This is a genomic window from Streptomyces chlorus (assembly GCF_042655885.1).
Classification (GTDB): domain Bacteria; phylum Actinomycetota; class Actinomycetes; order Streptomycetales; family Streptomycetaceae; genus Streptomyces; species Streptomyces chlorus.
This window is the reverse complement of the sequence record NZ_JBHSOA010000018.1, coordinates 147,064-165,563: the sequence shown is the minus strand read 5'-3', so window position 1 is coordinate 165,563 and position 18,500 is coordinate 147,064. Positions and strand designations below refer to the sequence as shown.

Sequence of the window (18,500 nt, the reverse complement as noted above, 5' to 3'; positions counted from 1 at the left end):
CCGGCAAGCAAATCGCCCCCGCCCGCTGCAGTCAGTGGTCGGGGGCGGACCCCCGCGTCGGCGGGGAGCAGCTGGACACTCTCTCCGAACGGTTGTCGGTCGCCGGATCACCCCCGCATCAGCGGGGAGCACATCCGGTGAACGCATGACATGACTGAAAGGTCACGCCCGCAAGGTCTCCTCCAGCTTCCCCGCGAGCGCCGCCGCCTCTTCACCCGGCAACGGCGCGCCCTCCGGGCCGGTGACGTAGAAACCGTCGACAACGTTCGCGCCCAGGGTGCTCACGTGCGCGCTGCGCACCCGCACCTCCGCGTCCTCCAGCGCCCGCCCGATCCGGAACAGCAGCCCCGGTGCGTCCTGTGCCCGGACCTCGATCACCGTGGCCAGCCGGGACGTGGCCGGGGCGACTGTCACCCGGGCCGGGGGCGGGACCACGCCCCGGCGGCGCGGATAGGCGGCGTCGCGTTCGGCGAGACGGCCGGCGATGTTCAGGGTGCCGTCCAGGGCGCGGACGAGGTCGGCGCGCAGGCGGGCGGCCTGGGGCAGCGAGCCGTACTCGGCGGCGACCCGCCAGTCGAGCAGCAGGACGGATCCCTCGACGCCCTCCAGCAGTTCGAGGGTGCGCAGTTCGGCGGTGCGGACGGTCAGTCGGTGCAGGGCCAGCACACCGGCGACCGCGGGGAGCACGCCCGCCTGGTCGGGTATGGCGATCAGCAGCTCCACGCCGAGGGGTTCCGGTTCGCCGGTCGGCTGCGGGGTGTCCGCCTGCCCGGTCGGGGGCCCGGTCGGCGGTTCGGTCTGGGCACGCAGGGACAGCGCCGGGCCGCCGGTGGCGAGCGCCTCGAGGGCGAGCCGTTCCTGCTCGGCGGTGGGCTCGGCGGCCTCGGGTTCCTCCAGCGGGTCCCCGGCCAGCACCGCCGAGACGCGTGTGACCAGGTCGGCGACGAGTGAGGCGCGCCAGGCCGACCAGGCGGCCGGTCCGGTGGCCAGTGCGTCCGCCTCGGTCAGGGCGTTCAGCAGCTCCAGGGTGCCCTGGGTGCCGACGGCGTCGGCGACCGCGCGCACCGTGGCCGGGTCGTCGAGGTCGCGGCGGGTGGCAGTCTCGACGAGCAGCAGGTGGTGGCGTACGAGGGTGGCGAGGACGCCCGCGTCGGCGCGGTCGAAGCCGATCCGCGCGGCCATGTCCCGGACGATGGTCTCGCCGGCCACGGAGTGGTCGCCGGGCCGGCCCTTGCCGATGTCGTGCAGCAGCGCGGCGACCAGGAGCAGGTCGGGGCGGTGTACGCGCCGGGTGAAGGCGGAGGCGTGGACCGCCGTCTCGATGAGGTGCCGGTCGACGGTCCACAGGTGCACGGCGTTGCGCTGCGGGCGGCAGCGGACCCGCTCCCAGTCCGGCAGCAGCCGCGTGATCAGGCCTGCCGCCTCCAGTGCTTCCCAGACGTCGACGGTGGGGCGGCCGGCGCCCAGCAGGGTCACCAGCTGTTCGCGGGCCTCGGCGGGCCAGGGGCTGGGCAGCGGGCGCACGGTGGCGGCGAGGCGCCGGACGGCGTGGAGCGACAGCGGGAGTCCCGCCTGTGCGGCGGCGGCCGCGGCACGCAGCGGGAGCACGGGGTCGCGTTCGGGGCGGGCGGCACGGGCGAGGACCGCCTCGCCGTCCTGCTCGACGACGCCCTCGGCCAGCGGCGAGCGCTCGGCGCTCGGCTTTCCGCCGCCCAGCGCCCTCCCGTCGCCCGCCACCGCCCTTCTGAGGAAGTCGCTTCGCTCCCTTGCAAGTTTGCGCAGTCGCGGCCGCATGGCCCGGGAGCGCAGCACGCGGCCGACTTCGCGCCAGGTGACGTCGCCGGCGTACGCGATGGCCCGGGCGGCCTCGTACACCTGGCGCAGCAGGGTGTCGGCGTCGAGCAGGCCGAGTTCGGCGGCGACCTGGTCCTGTTCCTGGAGCGCGAGCCGGTCGGTGACGCGGCCGGTCGTCAGGTGCAGCGCGTCCCGTACGTCGAGGAGCCGGCGGCGGGCGTCGGCGAGTCCCTCGCGCGGGGCGTCGGCGAGCCAGGAGGCGGCGACGGCGCGCAGCACGGTGGCGTCGCGCAGCCCGCCGCGGGCCTCCTTGAGGTCGGGTTCCAGGAGGTACTGCAGCTCGCCCTGCCGTTCGGCGCGTTCGGCGCAGAGCTCCTGGAGTTCGGGGAGGCGTTTCGGTGCCTGGTTGCGCCAGTCGGCCAGGACGGCGGTGCGCAGGGCGGCGGTGAGTCCGAGGTCCCCGGCGATGTGCCGGGCGTCCAGGAGGCCCAGCTGGGCCTTGAGGTCCTCGCCGGCGGTGCGGCGGGCCCCGGCCAGGGTGCGTACGGAGTGGTCGAGGGCGATGCCCAGGTCCCACACGGGGTACCAGAGCCGGTCGGCGAGGGCGGCGACGGCCCCGGGGTCGCTGCCGTCGTGCAGCAGGAGCAGGTCGAGGTCGCTGCGCGGGGACAGTTCGCCGCGCCCGTAGCCGCCGACCGCGATCAGGGAGGCCCCGCGCAGCTGTTCGGTGCCCGCGGCGAACAGTCCGGTGAGCCAGTCGTCCGTGAGCCGGGCGAGGGCGGCACGGCGCGGCGGCCCGGACCGTGCCTCCTCGGTGAGGAGGCGCAGCCGGGCCGCCGCGTAGCCGCTGGGTCCCGAGTTCTGTGCCTCGTCGTGCGTGTCGGTGCTCGTCACCCGGCGACTCCTGTTCCGTCGGTCTGTCTCAGAGCGCTTCCGGGCCGCGCTCGCCGGTCCGGACCCGTACGGCCGTGTCGACCGGGATCGACCAGACCTTGCCGTCACCGATCTTGCCGGTGCGGGCCGCCTTGACGACGACATCGATCAGCTGCTCGGCGTCGGCGTCCTCGACCAGCACCTCGATGCGGATCTTGGGGACCAGGTCGACGGTGTACTCGGCACCGCGGTAGACCTCGGTGTGGCCGCGCTGGCGGCCGTAGCCGCTGGCCTCGGTGACCGTCAGGCCGTGTACCCCGAAGGCCTGCAGGGCCTCCTTGATCTCGTCGAGCCGGTGCGGCTTGACGACGGCGGTGATGAGCTTCATGCGTCCACCTTCTTGCTCTCGGCCTGGGCTGCGGGCGCCGTGGCGGTGCTGCGGGCGGCGCCGCCACCGGCACCGCTGTGGTCGTATGCGGTCTCGGCGTGCTCGGCCTGGTCGATGCCGGTCACCTCGTCGTCCTCGGAGACTCGCATACCGATCGTCTTGTCGAGGAGGAAGGCGAGGAGCGCGGAGACGACCAGGGAGTAGGCGAGGACACCGAAGACACCGGCGCACTGCTTCCAGAACTGGTCGAGGCCGCCGCCGTAGAAGAGGCCCGCGACGTCGGACTGGCCCTTGCCGCTGGCGAAGAAGCCGATGAGGAGGGAGCCGATGATGCCGCCGCCGAGGTGGACGCCGACGACGTCCAGGGAGTCGTCGTAGCCGAACTTGTACTTCAGGCCGACGGCCATGGCGCACAGCACACCGGCGATGGCGCCGACGGCGATCGCGCCGAGCGGGGTGACCGCGCCGCCGGCCGGGGTGATGGCGACCAGGCCCGCGACCGCGCCGGAAGCGGCGCCGAGCGTGGTGAACGCGCCGTGGCGGATCTTCTCGTAGGCGAGCCAGCCGAGGAGGGCGGCGGCGGCGGCGATCTGGGTGTTGACGAACATCAGCGCGCCGACGCCGTCGTTGTTGCCGAGCCAGGAACCTGCGTTGAAGCCGAACCAGCCGAACCACAGCAGCGCGGCGCCGAGCATGACCAGCGGCAGGCTGTGCGGGCGCATCGGGTCCTTCTTGAAGCCGACCCGCTTGCCGATCACCAGGATCACACCGAGCGCGGCGGCACCGGCGTTGATGTGGACGGCCGTCCCGCCGGCGAAGTCGATGACGCCCAGTTCGAAGGCCCAGCCGCCGGCGCCCCAGACCCAGTGGGCGACCGGGAAGTAGACGATGGTGGCCCACAGCGCGATGAACAGCGCCCACGCGGTGAACTTCACGCGGTCCGCGAGCGCGCCGCTGATCAGGGCGGGGGTGAGGACGGCGAACATCAGCTGGAAGACCAGGAAGACGAAGACGGGGATGGTGTAGCCGCCCCACAGCTCGGTCAGGCCGATGTTGCTCAGCCCGACCCAGGCGGAGTTCCAGCCGACGACGCCGCCGGAGTCGGTGCCGAACGCCATGGAGAAGCCGTACAGCACCCACAGAATGGTGACGATTCCCAGACTGATGAAGCTCATCATCAGCATGTTCAGGGTGCTCTTGACCCGGACCATGCCTCCGTAGAAGAAGGCCAGGCCTGGCGTCATGAGCATCACCAGAGCGGTACAGATGAGCATGAACCCTGTGTTGGCGGCAGAGAGCGTGGGCGCTTCCGCGGCAAGGGTGACGGCTGGTGCCATCGGCGTCTCCTCGTCATTGGTACGGCCCCGTGCGGGCGAAGCCTGAGCGGGTCGTGAGGGGTGGGCCGGTCCTGCGCCAAGAGATTCGCGCAGCGCCGTTTCGGTGGAAGCCCCTCGCTGTTTCGCCGCCGTGACGAAGGCACCCAGCGTGTTACGCGTCGATGAACTGCCGGATGCGGGGCGCGTCGATCGTTGTCGTGGCGCAATCTTCATCACATGGCACCGCAGCCATCAATGGAGGAACCACGACGGCGAGCACCCAGATCCGCGAGAGCGGCGCCGGTTCAGGCGCAAAAAACAGAAAGCCGACCGCGGCGGGCCTTCCGATGACCTGGCATGGGGGAGCCGAGTCGGGCAGTTCGGGAGGACCGGCCGCGGCCGGGGCTTGGGGTTTTCCCGGATCTCCCCGGGATTCCTGAAGATCTCCGAGGTTCTTCCGGGGTCTTTCCGGGGTCTTTCCTGGCGTCAGACCGCTTCGGCGGTCTCCGGCAGTTCGATGGCGAGCCGCTCGGTGAGGTCGACGACCTCGGCCCGGTCGCCGAAGTCGCGGACGGCCGTGTCGACCGTCTTTCGGATACGAGTGTTGACACGCTCGGAGCGGACCTTCTTGGCCGCCTTGATGGCGTCGGTGGTGAGAACCGCTCCCTGCTCGGGCTCGCGCTGGAGCAGATGCACGGTGGCCATGCCGATCAGGTTGAGGGCGTACGACCGCTGGTGCCGGTCCGCCTCCGCGGCGAACAGCTCCACGGCCCGCCGCATCAACGGCTCGGCGAGCGCGGCGTAGGTGGGACTGCGGCCCGCCACGTAGGCGAGGTCGCGGAAGGAGTGGGAGTTCTCGCCGTACAGCTCGGCCTCGGAGAAGAAGCGGATCCAGTCGGGGTCCGGCTCGTCCCACTCGTCGGCCTCGGCGAAGGTGTCCTCGGCCATTCTGACCGCGCGCTTGCACCGGCCGGGCTGGCCCATGTTGGCGTAGGCGCGGGCCTCCATCGCATACAGCATCGACTGGGTGCGGGGGCTCGCGCAGTCACGGCTGCCGTACTGCGCGAGATGGATGAGCTCCAGGGCGTCCTCGGGCCGGCCGAGGTGGATCATCTGCCGGCTCAGATTCGACAGGATGTACGAGCCGAGCGGCCGGTCCCCGGCCTCCTTCGCCGCGTGCAGGGCGAGGACGTGGTACTTCTGCGCGGTGGGCTGCAGCCCGACGTCGTACGACATCCAGCCGGCCAGTTCGGCGAGCTCGGCGGCGACCTTGAACAGGCGCCGCCGGATCGGGTCGGGCTGGGGGTCCTGGAGCAGGTCCGTCACCTCGTGCAGCTGCCCGACGACCGCCTTGCGGCGCAGGCCGCCGCCGCACTGGGCGTCCCACTGCCGGAACATCACGGTGGTGGTCTCCAGCAGGTCCAGCTCCGGCTGGGACAGCCGGCCGCGCGCACGGCCGACGGAGGCCGGCTCGGGCTCCGGGCGGGACCGCGCGGCGGACGGCGAGGGGACGAGCCAGCGCTGCATGGGCTCGATGAGGGACGGGCCCGCGGAAAGGGCCAGCGAGCTCCCGAGGAAGCCGCGCCGCGCGAGCATCAGGTCGCTGCGCGAGAACTCGCTGAGCAGGGCCACGGTCTGCGGGCCCGTCCAGGGCAGGTCGACGCCGGTCGCGGAGGGCGAGGGCCGGGTGGTGCGCAGGCCCAGGTCCTCGACGGACACGACGACGCCGAAGCGCTCGGAGAACAGCTCGGAGAGGATCCGGGGGATGGGCTCGCGCGGATTCTCGCCGTCCAGCCAGCGGCGCACCCGCGAGGTGTCGGTGGAGATGTGGCCGGCGCCCAGCCGGCGGGCCCTGCGGTTGACCTGGCGGGCGAGCTCGCCCTTGGACCAGCCGCTGCGGATGAACCACGAGGCGAGCAGCTCGTTCGGACGCTTCTGAGTACTCGCAGCGTTCGTCCCGCCACCGCCGTTGCCGCTCACTGGAACGCCCCCATTTCCTGAAAACCACGTGCCGCTGAGTGCGCCAAGCCCTATCAGAATGCCGATTGTCGGGGCCGCCGTCCGGCGGTTCCCACCCTTCGAACGGAAAGCCGAGTTGCCTCCGGCATACCCGTTCGGCGCATGTGCCCCGAGAAACCGTGCACACAACGTAGTCCCACGATCACCCGTCCAGCCATGGCGAACCCGTAATCGCCACCATTCGCCACCCCATCGGATGAACTCACCGTGGCCGTCCCACGCTTCACTTGACACAGGACAGCCAAGAATGGATGCGGTGACGCACACGGGGGCGCGCGCCATCGTGCGCACCACCCACGGCGCTTCGAAGCGCCGACCGAGCAGGGCCGCACGGGGAAGTCGAGAACAGAGAGTCACGCGTCGCGCCCACTGCGTAACCACCGGTACGTCGGACCCGTTGGAGGGGGCATGGGCTTCACGATCGGTATCAGCCGGGGCATCCGTGACATCCGGTCCGGCTCGCGCCGCCGGGGCCGCGGGTCGGAGGGCACCGCCGTGGCGGAGTACACCGGACTGTGGGGCTGGGATGTGGTGCCGGGCGCCCGCGCCGCCGCCGGTACCTGCTCCTGCGGCCGGACGGGATGCCGGGCACCGGGTGCGCATCCGCTGGATTTCGCGCCGGAGATCCCCGCCGGGTCCCCGCTGGACGACGTGTCGGAGATCTGGGCCGAGTATCCGGGTGCCGCGATGATGCTGCCGGTCGGACGGGCGTTCGACGTGATCGAGGTGGCCGAGCCCGCCGGGTGCCGCGCGCTGGCCCGGCTCGAGCGCATGGGACTGCCCGTCGGCCCCGTCGCCGCCACCCCTGACGGCCGCGCCCAGTTCTTCGTCGCCCCCGGGGCCGCCGCCGCGCTGCCCGAGCTGCTCTACCGCATGGGCTGGGACGACCCGGCCGCCCTCGACCTGCGCGGCCTGGGCCCCGGTACGCACATCACGGCTCCGTCGTCCGACCGGGGCGGTCGCGGCCCGGTGCGCTGGCTGCGCTCCCCCGCCCTCGACTCGGCGCCCCGGCCGCCGGAGGCCCGCCTGGTGCTGGGCACGCTGGCGTATGTGGTGCACCGGTCGCAGGCATAGGCGTCGCAGGGGCACCGGCGTACCGGCCGGCTCCGGTAGCGGTGACCGGGCTCTGTGGTGGTGAACGGCGAAGCGCCCGTTTCCGGGTTCCGGAAGCGGGCGCTTCTTCGCTTTTCCGTGGCGGTCCGGTCCGGCCGGCCGCCCCGGGGTCTCACTCCCCGATGAGCGCGTCCACGAACGCGTCCGGCTCGAACGGCGCCAGGTCGTCCGCGCCCTCGCCGAGACCGATCAGCTTGACCGGGACGCCCAGTTCGCGCTGGACGGCGACCACGATGCCGCCCTTGGCCGTGCCGTCGAGCTTGGTGAGCACGATGCCGGTGATGTTGACGACCTCGGCGAAGACCCGGGCCTGGACCAGGCCGTTCTGGCCGGTGGTGGCGTCGAGCACGAGCAGCACCTCGTCCAGCGGGGCGTGCTTCTCCACGACCCGCTTGACCTTGCCGAGCTCGTCCATGAGGCCGGTCTTGGTGTGCAGCCGGCCGGCGGTGTCGATGAGCACGACGTCCGCGGCCATCTCCTTGCCCTCCTTGACCGCGTCGAACGCGACGGAGGCCGGGTCGCCGGCCTCCGGGCCGCGCACGGTGTGGGCGCCGACCCGCTCGCCCCAGGTCTCGAGCTGGTCGGCGGCGGCGGCACGGAAGGTGTCGGCGGCGCCGAGGACAACGGTGTTGCCGTCCGCGACCAGCACCCGGGCGAGCTTGCCGGTGGTGGTGGTCTTGCCGGTGCCGTTGACCCCGACGACCATCACGATGCCCGGCCCACCGGTCTCGTTCCCGGTGCGCACGGTGCGGTCCATGCTGGGGTCGACCAGGGCGACCAGTTCCTCGCGGAGCAGTCCGCGCAGCTCCGTGGGGGTGCGTGTGCCGAGCACCTTCACGCGCTCGCGCAGCCGATCGACCAGCTCCTGGGTGGGCTGCACACCGATGTCGGAGGTGAGCAGCGTGTCCTCGATCTCCTCCCAGGTGTCCTCGTCGAGGTGCTCGCGGGACAGCAGCGTGAGCAGGCCCTTGCCGAGCGCGTTCTGCGAGCGGGAGAGACGGGCGCGCAGCCGGACGAGCCGGCCGGCGGTGGGCTCCGGGATCTCGATCGCGGGCGCCTCGGTGGGCGGCTCCTCGATGACGACCGGGGCGGAGCCGTCCGGAAGATCAACCTCCTCTACGGTGCGCCGCGGTTCCTCCCGCGGCGTCTCGGCCTCGTCGCCGACGTGCGGCTCGGCCGGGGGGGCGGTGATGTCGGGGGCGGTGGGCGGCGGCGGGGGCAACTGCTTCTTGCGGCGGCTGCCGACGATGAGCCCGCCGAGCGCGCCGACCACGATCACGGCGATGACTACAGCAAGGATGACGATGTCCATAACAGCCCCAGTATCAGCCATGGGCACCCCGGTCGTGCTGATGGCGGCCCGCATGACGCGGTCCGTGCCGCCCGGTGCAGGGTGAAGGGGGACGAGGTCATGCCCGTCACGGTCGTACGTTTCCGTCCGGCTGCTCCGGACGCCTCCCCCGACGAGCTCGGCGGTCCGCTGTACGACCCGCTGCGACCGGCTGTACGACCCGCTGCGACCGGCCGCGCAGACCGCCGTGGCGGCAGTCGGCCGGGAGCGGCCGGGATCCGCTCAGCGGTGTGGTCGGCGGTGCGTTCGGCGGCCACGACGGTGGAGGAGCCGCGCGCAAAGGGCGGTACCGGATTCCCACGCCCGAGGAATGTGCGGAGCCGGGGCACGGCACACCGCCGCCCCGGCCCGGACGGGTCCGGAGCGGGGCGGCGGGGGTACGAGGAGAGGGGCAGCGGGGACTTGAACCCTTCTCCTCGGTTCATGGGACGGACCGGCCCTGAGGGGGCCCGTCGGCACCGGCCTTGCGGCCGCGGTCAGCCCATTTCCTCCAGGGCCTTGCCCTTCGTCTCCTTGACGGACTTCAGGACGAACGGGATGGAGAGCGCGGCGAACACGGTGTAGATCACGTAGGTCACCGACAGGTTCCAGTCGGCCGGCGACGGGAAGCTCGCGGTGATGGCCCAGTTGGCGATCCACTGCGCGGCGGCTGCCACGCCCAGGGCGGCGGCGCGGATCCGGTCGGGGAACATCTCGCCGAGCATGACCCAGACGACCACACCCCACGACAGGGCGAAGGAGAGGACGAACACGCGGGCGGCCGCCGCCGCGAAGTGGGCGGTGTTCGTAACTCCTCGGGCCACCGGCATCGGCGCCGGGTGGGTGTCAGCCCTTCGATGTTCACCTGAAGGTACCTGAAGGTAAATGCGATGCCGCTGAGACTATGTCTTCAAGTCCTGAAGTCGAAATTGGGGATGGGTCGCGAAATGGTCACGGATTCACAGGATGAATCCAGATACGCGTGAGCTCGGATTCGCAACGTGAAGCCAAAGCCGGAGAAGACTGAGGGCTCGTCAGGTCGCCTGGCGAAGGCGCTGGCTGATGACCTTGGACACGCCGTCGCCCTGCATGGAGACGCCGTAGAGCGCGTCGGCGACCTCCATGGTGCGCTTCTGGTGCGTGATCACGATCAGCTGCGAGGCCTCCTGCAGCTCCTGCATGATCCGGATGAGCCGCTGGAGGTTGGTGTCGTCGAGAGCGGCCTCGACCTCGTCCATGACGTAGAACGGGCTCGGCCGCGCCTTGAAGATCGACACCAGCAGCGCCACGGCGGTCAGCGACCGCTCGCCGCCCGAGAGCAGCGACAGCCGCTTGACCTTCTTGCCCGGCGGACGCGCCTCGACGTCCACGCCCGTGGTGAGCATGTTGTCGGAGTCGGTCAGCACCAGCCGCCCCTCGCCGCCGGGGAACAGCCGGGAGAAGACTCCCTCGAACTCCCTGGCCGTGTCCCAGTAGGCTTCGCTGAAGACCTGCTCGACGCGCTCGTCGACCTCCTTGACGACCTGGAACAGATCCGCGCGGGTCTTCTTCAGGTCCTCCAGCTGCTCGCCGAGGAACTGGTGGCGTTCCTCCAGCGCGGCGAACTCCTCCAGGGCGAGCGGGTTCACCTTGCCGAGCTGGTGGTACGCGCGCTCGGCGGTCTTCAGGCGCTTCTCCTGCTCGGCCCGCACGAAGGGGCGGGGCCTGTTGCGCGGGTGCGACCCCGCGGCGGAGTCGCTGTCGGACTCGGCGTCCGGCAGCCGCTCACCCTCGGCGGAGGGCGAGGGCGGCACCGGTTGGTGCGGGCCGTACTCCGCCACCAGTCCCCCCGGTTCGACACCCAGTTCCTCCAGCGCCTTGGCCTCCAGCTGCTCCATCCGCAGCCGCTTCTCGGCGCCGAGTACCTCGCCCCGGTGAACTGAATCCGTCAACTTGTCGAGTTCTGCCTTGAGATCGCGTCCCTCGGTCCGCGCGCGGGCGAGTTCCTGCTCGCGGTGGGCCTTCGCGGCCTCGGCGGCGGCGCGCTCCTCGTCGGCACGCGCGAGGGACACCTCGACGTGTGCGAGCAGGTGCCGGGCGCCGGCGGCGACGGCCTCGGCGACGGCCGCCTCGTGCCGCAGTCGGGCCCGCCGCTGCTCGGCACGCGCGCGTGCCTCGCGTTCCGTACGGGCGGCCCGGTCCAGGGAGTCGGCCCGCCCGGCGAGTCCTTTGACGCGCTCCTCGTGCGTCCGCACCTGGAGGCGGGCCTCCATCTCGGTCTGTCGGGCGTTGGCCCCGTCGGCGGCGAGCCGGTCGCGCACGGAGGTGTCGGGCTCCTCGTCGAACGGCAGTTCCTCGGCGACGGCGAGCCGTTCGGCGAGTTCCTCCACGTCGCCGAGCGCCTTGCCGAGGGCCTCCTGCGACCGGGCCGCGGCGGCGGCGGACCGCTCAGCCTCCCCGGCGGCCCCGCGGGCCTGCCCGGCGAGCCGGCCGAGCTGCTGGGCGACGGAGGACTTCTCCCGGTCGGCCGCCCGGCGCCGCTCCCCCAGTTCCTCGACGAGGGCGGCGCACCGGCCGCGGTCCCCGGTCGCCGTGTGCTGTGCCCGGGTCAGCTCCTCGCACCGCACGGCAAGCTCCTCCAGCTCGGCGGCGGCCTCGTCCACGGATGCCTGCACCTCCAGCAGGCTCGGGGCGCCCGCCGAGCCGCCGTGCGCGAAGTGCGCGCCCAGCAGGTCGCCCTCGGCGGTCACGGCGGTCAGCTCGGGCCGCATGTACAGCAGCTCCTCGGCGTCCTCCAGGGTGCCGACGACGACGATCCCGCGCAGCAGCCGGCGCACGGCGGGCAGCAGCTCGGCGGGCCCGCGCACCAGATCGGCGGCGCACTGCGCGTCGAGTACGTCGGTGAGCGGCTCGTGTGCCCCGTACGGCTCGTGTGCCCCGTACGAACCGTCGGCTCGCTGCTCGTGCGGGCCGTCGTGCACCCCGGCATGCGAGGTGTCCGGGGCGGTGGCGAGGAGCAGGGCGGCGCGGCCCGCGTCCTGTGTGCGCAGCAGGCGGATCGCCTCGGCGGCGGCGGAGGGGCTGGTCACGGCGAGGGCGTCGGCGGCGGCCCCGAAGGCGGCGGCGAGGGCGGCCTCGTGGCCGGGGGTGACGGTCAGCAGTTCGGCGGCGGGCCCGAGCAGTCCGGTGAGCCGGTCCTGGGCCGCGAGCAGCGCGCCGGTGCCGTCCTTGCGGCGCAGACCCAGGGCGAGGGCCTCGTGGCGGGCCCGGGTCGCCGCGCGCTCGCGTTCGGCGGCGGTGGCCGCCTCGCGGGCGGCGGTGAGGGCGGCCTCGGCCTGGGCGAGCCGCTGCTTGGCCTTGTTGTGCTGTCCGGCGAGTTCCGCGTCGCCGGCGTCGAGGCCGTCGACCTCGGCCCGCAGGGTCTCGTACTCCTCCTGGGCGGCGGCGGCCCGTTCCCGGGCCTCGTCGCGGGCGGCCGCCAGGCGCTCGATCTCGGCCTGGGCCGCCGCGGCGCGCGAGCGGGCGGCGCCGACCTTACCGGTGAGGCGGGCGAGTTCCTCCCGCCGGTCGGCGATGGCACGCGCGGCGTCCTTCAAGCGCCGTTCTTCCTGGGCGAGTTCGCGTTCCAGCTCGGCGCGGTGGGCGACCGTGTCCTCCAGGGCACGTTCGGCGGCTTCGAGGGCGGCCTCCAGCTCGGCCTCCTGTTCGCGGACGCGGGCGGCCTCGCGCTCCAGGTCCTCGGGGTCGCGTCCGCGGCGCTCCTCGGGGGGTGCGGAGGTGGCGCTCTTCACGCGCGCGTCGGCGAGCGAGATGGTGCCGCGGACCCGCTCGGCGAGCTGGGACAGCTCGTACCAGGTCTGCTGGGCGTTTTGCAGACGCGGGGTGAGGCGGCGGACCTCGTCCTCGAGGACCGTCTCGCGCTGGAGGGCCTTGCGCAGTTCCCGCTCGGCGGTGTCCTTGCGCTCCTTGAGGGCGGCGTCGTCGGCGTTCTCCGCCGTGAGGGCCTCGCGCAGGCGCACGAGGTCGTCGGCGAGGAGGCGCAGGCGGACGTCGCGCAGGTCGGCCTGGATGACGGCGGCCCTCCGGGCGACCGCCGCCTGGCGACCGAGGGGCTTGAGCTGGCGCCGCAGTTCGTCGGTGAGGTCCTGCACGCGCGCGAGGTTGGCCTGCATCGCGTCCAGCTTGCGCAGCGCCTTCTCCTTGCGCTTGCGGTGCTTGAGGACGCCCGCGGCCTCCTCGATGAAGGCGCGGCGGCCCATCGGGTCGGCGTGCAGGACGGAGTCCAGCTGGCCCTGGCCGACGATGACGTGCATTTCACGGCCGATGCCGGAGTCGGAGAGCAGTTCCTGGATGTCGAGGAGGCGGCAGGTGTCGCCGTTGATCTGGTACTCGCTGCCGCCGTTGCGGAACATGATCCGCGTGATGGTGACCTCGGCGTACTCGATGGGCAGGACCCCGTCGGCGTTGTCGATGGTCAGGGACACCTCGGCCCGGCCGAGCGGCGGGCGGCCCGTGGTGCCGGCGAAGATGACGTCCTCCATCTTGCCGCCGCGCAGTGACTTGGCGCCCTGCTCGCCCATGACCCAGCTGAGCGCGTCCACGACATTGGACTTGCCCGAGCCGTTCGGACCGACGACGCACGTGATCCCCGGTTCGAATCGGAGCGTGGTCGCCGACGCGAACGACTTGAAGCCGCGGAGGGTCAGGGCCTTGAGGTGCACGCCGCCGGACTTTACCCGTCCGGGATGTCCCACTCCATGAACCGTCGGTTTCGCGGATGAACGCGCAGGGCAAACCAAATGTTAAAGACGGTGAAAGGATGCACGGAGCAAGGAACTTGGGGATCCGGGCGGCGCGGGGGTGCGGAGGAAAGAAAGAAGGGACGCCGGGGCGTCCCTTGCACCTCTGACAACGTGGCGGTGCTGACGGGCGGACCGACCACTGCTGCGCCGCGGTGGAGCGGTGCAGTGATCAGGTCAGCGCAGGCTCCGCCTGGTGTGCGTCAACGCTCTCCATGATCCTGTCGTGAGAAGCGGCAGCCGCAAGCTCGTCGTTCTCCGCCTGGATCCGTACGAGTTCGGATTCCAGGTCCTGGACGCGCTGCTGGAGCCGTCGCATCTCGGCGAGGAGTCGCGGGTCGGAGCCGCCGACGTAACCGAGAAGCGCCTTTGCCATGATGGATGGTCCTCCACAATGCGTGACCGACCTGTGCGGTGTGGGTCGTGAGGGATGAGCACCCGCGATGCCTGGCAGACCTGGAGTTGTACTGCCGTTCAGCCATGCCAAACAGCTAAGGTGCGCGGGGACTTTCAGCGTCTCACCAAAAAGTTTGACGGTCAACACGATCACACGCCGTATCGGCCGACGACCCGGCGCACACGGCCGCCGGGCGGCTGCGCCGCGATTCCCGCGGGCGCTCTCGGCGCGGCGGCCGTCGGTGCGGGGGAGCTTCCCACGACCTCGCGGGCCTTGGCGATCACCAGGACTTTTCCGCTTCGGAGAGCCGGCCGCGCCGGCCACCCGGCCCCCCGGAGGCCCTCCGGGGGCGGCGGGCTCAGCGGATGGCGAAGCCGTCGTATCCGCCACGGGGTGTGTCCCAGATCTCGGTGACACCGTCCACATGCCCGGGCGTGTCGCCGTCCTGGAGCCAGTCGAGCAGTCCGTCGCAGCGCTCGCGGGAACCCTCCGCGACCACCTGGACGCGTCCGTCCGCCACATTGAGAGCAAAGCCACTCAGGCCGCCGATCTCCAGCGCCTTGGCCCGCGTGAACCAGCGGAAACCCACACCTTGGACGCGTCCTCGCACCCAGGCAACCAGTCGCACATCCTCGCTCATGACTGCAACCTAACCGGACAATGTCACTCGGGGCACTCCCTCCCCTGGCGGCATGCGGTACCGTCCCGATCGAATGAATCTCATATGAAACTCACTCGATGGTGTGAGTTTCGTGTTGAACGCGAGGACGAGTCGACCGACCGCAAGAACGAGGAAGGCCAGAACATGGGACGCCACCGACGCTCCGCCGCCGGCCGCGCCGCCACGGGCCGCGCCGCCACGGGGGTCACTCAGCACGACGACCTGTACGACGGAAGCCGCGGCCCGCTGGGTGCTCACGCCGAAGACGCTCCGACGATGGGCATCGCCCCCTATCTGAACCCGGAGGCGTACGCCGAGACGTCCGCGCGGAGCGAGGCCTACCTCTTCGCGATGGAGAACGCTCCCGGGGACGGCTACGCGGGGAACTTCACGCAGGGCGGCTCCTCCGGAGGCGCCCACCCGGAGAACGGTTACCAGGGGAACGGCCACCAGAGCGGCGGCTTCGACGCGGGCCCGGGCCGCTCCATGACCGCGGACACGGCCGCCGCCGCGGACACGGCCGCCGCCGCGGACACGGCCGCCGCCGACACGGCCGTGTTCGCGAGTGACGGCCTCCGGCGCGAGGACTTCCCGCAGGGCGGTTCCCCGGACAACGGCTTCACGCCCGGCGAGAGCGACCGGCACGCGGGCGGACGACGCCGGAAGAAGAAGGCCGCGACCCCGGTCCGCACCGGCCTGCTCGGGGTGTCCGCCGCGATGGCCCTCGGCACGGTCGCGGTGGCCACGGGCGTGGTTCCCGGTCTCGAGAACTACAAGCTGGGCGGCGACAGCGCCCCCGCCGACAGCGTCGAGGCCGCGGGCACCCCGACCAACACGCCCGGCGAGTTCGGCGGCACCTCGGGCAGCCTCGAGAGCCCGAGCCGCGACGCAGGCAACCCCGCGAGCCGCGACGCCGAACGCGCCGCCTCCCCCAAGCCCTCGCCGTCGGACTCGTCCGACAAGAAGGCGACGAAGACGCCGGAGAAGAAGGCGCCCGCGGAGGCCGAAACGGCGGAGGAGAAGCCGTCGACGACACCGAGCGAGGAGGTGTCGGAGAAGACGACGGCTCCGGAGCGCAGGACCGCCCCGCAACCGGAGAAGGAGACGCCCAGCAGCCCGGTGACCGTGTCCGAGGAGGCCGTCGCCGGAGCCCAGGTGCTCCAGCTGGTCAACCAGGAGCGGGCCAAGGTGGGCTGCAGTCCGGTGGCCGCGAACAGCTCGCTGACCGGTCTGGCCACGGCGTTCAGCAAGGACATGGCCGACCGCGGCTTCTTCGACCACACCGACCCCGACGGCGACACGCCGTGGGACCGGGCGTCGGCGGCCGGGATATCCGACCTCGGCGGGGAGAACATCGCCCGCGGCCAGGCCACCGCCGCGTCCGTGATGGAGGCCTGGATGGACAGCCCCGGCCACAAGGCGAATATCCTGAACTGCGACTTCAAGACCCTGGGCGTGGGCGTGCACTTCGACTCCGGCGGCCCGTGGTGGACCCAGAACTTCGGCTACTGAGATAACCGCAGGTCAGAGGCTTAGACCGGGCCCTGGGCCGTCTCCGGGCCGTCTTCCGTAGGGTCATCACCCTGGAACACGTTATCGACGGCGGCCCGGGTCCGGGTCTCACTGGACGGCATCAGGTGCGTGTACGTGCGCAGCGTGAAGCCGGGGTCGTGGTGGCCCAGGTACGCGCTGAGAGCCTTGATGCTCTCCCCCGCGTCCAGGAGCACCGAGGCGTAAAAGTGCCTCAGCGCGTGCATGCCGTTGTCCCGCCCGATCTCCACGCCCGCAGCCCGAAGTGCCGGCCGCCACACGCGATCGTTGAAGCGGCTCCGATCGAGGGACAGCCCCATGGAACCGGTGAAGACCAGCGATGCCGTGACCGGAGGGCCGTCGAGTGTTTTCCACGGCAGGGTGACCTCTACGGCCGGTTGACTTTTCAGGTGCGCAGCCAACGCGAAGGCCACCGACTCGGGCAAGGGCACGTCACGTTCCTCGCCTCCCTTGGGTGGAGCGAACACCGGCCGATGCCTCTGCAGAAGCTTGACCTGCCGGACGACGTGCATAACCCCGCCGAGGAAGTCCACGTCTTCCACGGCCAAGCCGAAGACCTCCCCCTGTCGCAGGCCGCATCCGGCGGCGACGTTCACGAGAGCTTGGTAGCTCTCCGGCAAGGCCGCTCGCACTGCCATGGGGTCTGTACAGCGAACGGCTCTGTCTCACATGTGGCGGTGACGGTAAGCAGTTGCCGTGGCTGGCAGTAACACTCCCAGACCAGCACGGGTGACGCGACCGTCGACACCGTGTCTGTTCCGCTCGATGGTGCGTCTGCGACTGCTCTCCTCGGAGTTCGGACCAGGCACATCAGCGATGACGTTCTGTCACCACCGCATGTGAGACAGAGCCGTTGACCGTACAGACCCCATCGCCGGATCAGTGCTGTTCTTGATCAACCTCTGGGTAGCCTGCCGTCGATTCACCCGGCGCAGGAAGCCGACCCCGTCGCCATAGCCACGCACAGGCAGCCACTCGTACCCCTTGCGTGCCCGATCGGACGGGTTCCGGAGGGGAAACAGTGGGGAACCCCGGTGAGGGCGCCAGAAAGGCGCTGGTGGGCCCACCGCCAGGTCAACCCAAGTCCGGTTACGCGATCTTGCAGGCTGGGGCAATCGGGGCGGCAGGCGGGTCTTCCGCAGTCATCGCGGACCACCGGGCCGACCTGGACCCGCCACGCTCGAAGCGGCAAACGGTTGACAGCCCGCCCAAGATGCGATTGCTCAAAGGGCGACTAGCGTATATCAGGAGGAGCCGGAACCCGGCGGTATGCCCCTTCCGGCGGATCCTTGAAGACCGCGGCCTCCGCGCATTCGTGAAACCCCCGCACTGCGGGACTACGGAGCCGGGCAGGGAAGCTATTCCCGCATGACACGTGGCGAATTCAAGATCACGCCGCGCATCTTCATTATGGCCGCGGCCGACAATCGCGCGTCCGACAACGCGCAAGTCGACCAGAGGGAAGGCATAAATCATGCAGGCGCAGCGTCTGAAGCACCTCTTTGCGGTTTCCGCAGCCGGCGTTCTCGTGGCCGCTGGTGCCGCGATCGGTACGGCGGGGACCGCAGCTGCCGCCGCTCCGACTCACGCCCAGACCTCCGTGAGCTCCTACGGCGGCTACGGCGGCGGTCACGGCGGCTACGGCGGTGGCTATGGCGGTCACGGCGGCTACGGCGGCGGCTACGGCGGCGGCTACGGCGGCGGCCACGGCGGCTACGGCGGCTACGGCGGCGGCTACGGCGGCCACGGCGGCTACGGCGGCTACGGCGGCTACGGCGGCTACGGCGGCGGCTACGGAGACCACGGCGGCTACGGCGGCTACGGCGGCTACGGCGGCTACGGCGGCTACGGCGGCTACGGAGACTACGGAGACTGAGCACCTTCGGAGCGCGGTGTGTGGCCGTTGTACGGCTCTCTAGTCGGAGTACGCACACACCGCGCCCTCTTTGGTGGTCGACCGGTGCTGTACAGCAGTGAAGTACAGCAACTGCCGCGACTGCAGCCGACCAACATCATCTGCCGGCGAACGTCTGATCAGCCGGGCAGACCTCAGCGACCGTCCCGCCCGTAGTTCGCATCGAGGGGCGCGCACCACAGCACCCCTGCTCGGGCCGTCTCTGGGCCGTGCGGGGGTGCTCAACGGCGACCAACGCTGACAACCGTTGACGGCTCAGCCACAGGTCACAGCGTTGATCGGTGAGGCGACCGCAGGTCGGAGACCCGGCGCGTCACTTCTTCGGCTACTAGAGGTTCCCGTACCAGAGGTTCACAGCAGTACGC

Annotated in this window: 11 protein-coding genes and 2 pseudogenes; 3 read left to right on the top strand and 10 right to left on the bottom strand. The window is 71.5% G+C overall.

What is annotated here, in order from left to right:
* Positions 1-162: 162 nt before the first annotated feature.
* The 4 genes from ACFPZI_RS10545 to nsdA form a co-directional block, all read right to left on the bottom strand.
* Entirely contained in the window at positions 163-2,688 is a 2,526-nt protein-coding gene (locus tag ACFPZI_RS10545) for a [protein-PII] uridylyltransferase (protein WP_381361286.1), read from the bottom strand.
* A 28-nt stretch (positions 2,689-2,716) separates the two neighbouring features.
* A complete protein-coding gene (locus tag ACFPZI_RS10540; RefSeq protein WP_381361283.1) occupies positions 2,717-3,055 on the bottom strand; it encodes a P-II family nitrogen regulator in 339 nt (112 codons plus the stop codon).
* The gene (locus ACFPZI_RS10535) at positions 3,052-4,392 is read right to left on the bottom strand and encodes an ammonium transporter (protein WP_381361280.1); all 1,341 of its coding nucleotides are present in this window, start codon (positions 4,390-4,392) and stop codon (positions 3,052-3,054) included. The genes ACFPZI_RS10540 and ACFPZI_RS10535 overlap by 4 nt, the downstream gene beginning before the upstream one ends.
* A gap of 465 nt (positions 4,393-4,857) precedes the next feature.
* On the bottom strand, positions 4,858-6,351 hold the full coding sequence (nsdA, locus tag ACFPZI_RS10530) for a transcriptional repressor NsdA (RefSeq protein ID WP_381361277.1): 1,494 nt from the start codon (positions 6,349-6,351) through the stop codon (positions 4,858-4,860).
* Positions 6,352-6,798: 447 nt separating this feature from the next.
* Between nsdA and ACFPZI_RS10525 the strand changes: the two genes are divergently transcribed.
* Positions 6,799-7,464, top strand: a complete 666-nt coding sequence (locus ACFPZI_RS10525) for a bifunctional DNA primase/polymerase (protein WP_381361275.1) — start codon at positions 6,799-6,801, stop codon at positions 7,462-7,464.
* Between the two features lie 151 nt (positions 7,465-7,615).
* Here ACFPZI_RS10525 and ftsY read toward each other — a convergent pair whose 3' ends face one another.
* The 5 genes and pseudogenes from ftsY to ACFPZI_RS10500 all read right to left on the bottom strand — a co-directional run bounded on the left by ftsY (position 7,616) and on the right by ACFPZI_RS10500 (position 14,648).
* Entirely contained in the window at positions 7,616-8,815 is a 1,200-nt protein-coding gene (gene ftsY / locus ACFPZI_RS10520; protein ID WP_381361272.1) for a signal recognition particle-docking protein FtsY, read from the bottom strand.
* Between the two features lie 515 nt (positions 8,816-9,330).
* A pseudogene (locus tag ACFPZI_RS10515) lies at positions 9,331-9,624 on the bottom strand (MFS transporter); the annotation flags it as partial.
* Positions 9,625-9,867: 243 nt separating this feature from the next.
* Positions 9,868-13,533: a chromosome segregation protein SMC gene (gene smc, locus ACFPZI_RS10510; protein WP_381361270.1), complete on the bottom strand. Its 3,666-nt coding sequence runs from the start codon at positions 13,531-13,533 to the stop codon at positions 9,868-9,870.
* A gap of 250 nt (positions 13,534-13,783) precedes the next feature.
* A complete protein-coding gene (locus ACFPZI_RS10505) occupies positions 13,784-13,987 on the bottom strand; it encodes a hypothetical protein (protein ID WP_004924871.1) in 204 nt (67 codons plus the stop codon).
* A 379-nt stretch (positions 13,988-14,366) separates the two neighbouring features.
* A complete protein-coding gene (locus ACFPZI_RS10500) occupies positions 14,367-14,648 on the bottom strand; it encodes an acylphosphatase (RefSeq protein ID WP_381361267.1) in 282 nt (93 codons plus the stop codon).
* A 165-nt stretch (positions 14,649-14,813) separates the two neighbouring features.
* On the opposite strand from ACFPZI_RS10500, the gene ACFPZI_RS10495 reads away from it, so the two are divergent.
* The gene (locus ACFPZI_RS10495; protein WP_381361472.1) at positions 14,814-16,181 is read left to right on the top strand and encodes a CAP domain-containing protein; all 1,368 of its coding nucleotides are present in this window, start codon (positions 14,814-14,816) and stop codon (positions 16,179-16,181) included.
* Between the two features lie 20 nt (positions 16,182-16,201).
* Here the strand turns inward: ACFPZI_RS10495 and ACFPZI_RS10490 are convergent.
* Positions 16,202-16,855, bottom strand: a pseudogene (locus ACFPZI_RS10490) (tyrosine-type recombinase/integrase); the annotation flags it as partial.
* Between the two features lie 839 nt (positions 16,856-17,694).
* Between ACFPZI_RS10490 and ACFPZI_RS10485 the strand changes: the two are divergent.
* The gene (locus ACFPZI_RS10485) at positions 17,695-18,096 is read left to right on the top strand and encodes a hypothetical protein (RefSeq protein ID WP_381361264.1); all 402 of its coding nucleotides are present in this window, start codon (positions 17,695-17,697) and stop codon (positions 18,094-18,096) included.
* The last annotated feature ends 404 nt before the right edge of the window (positions 18,097-18,500 follow it).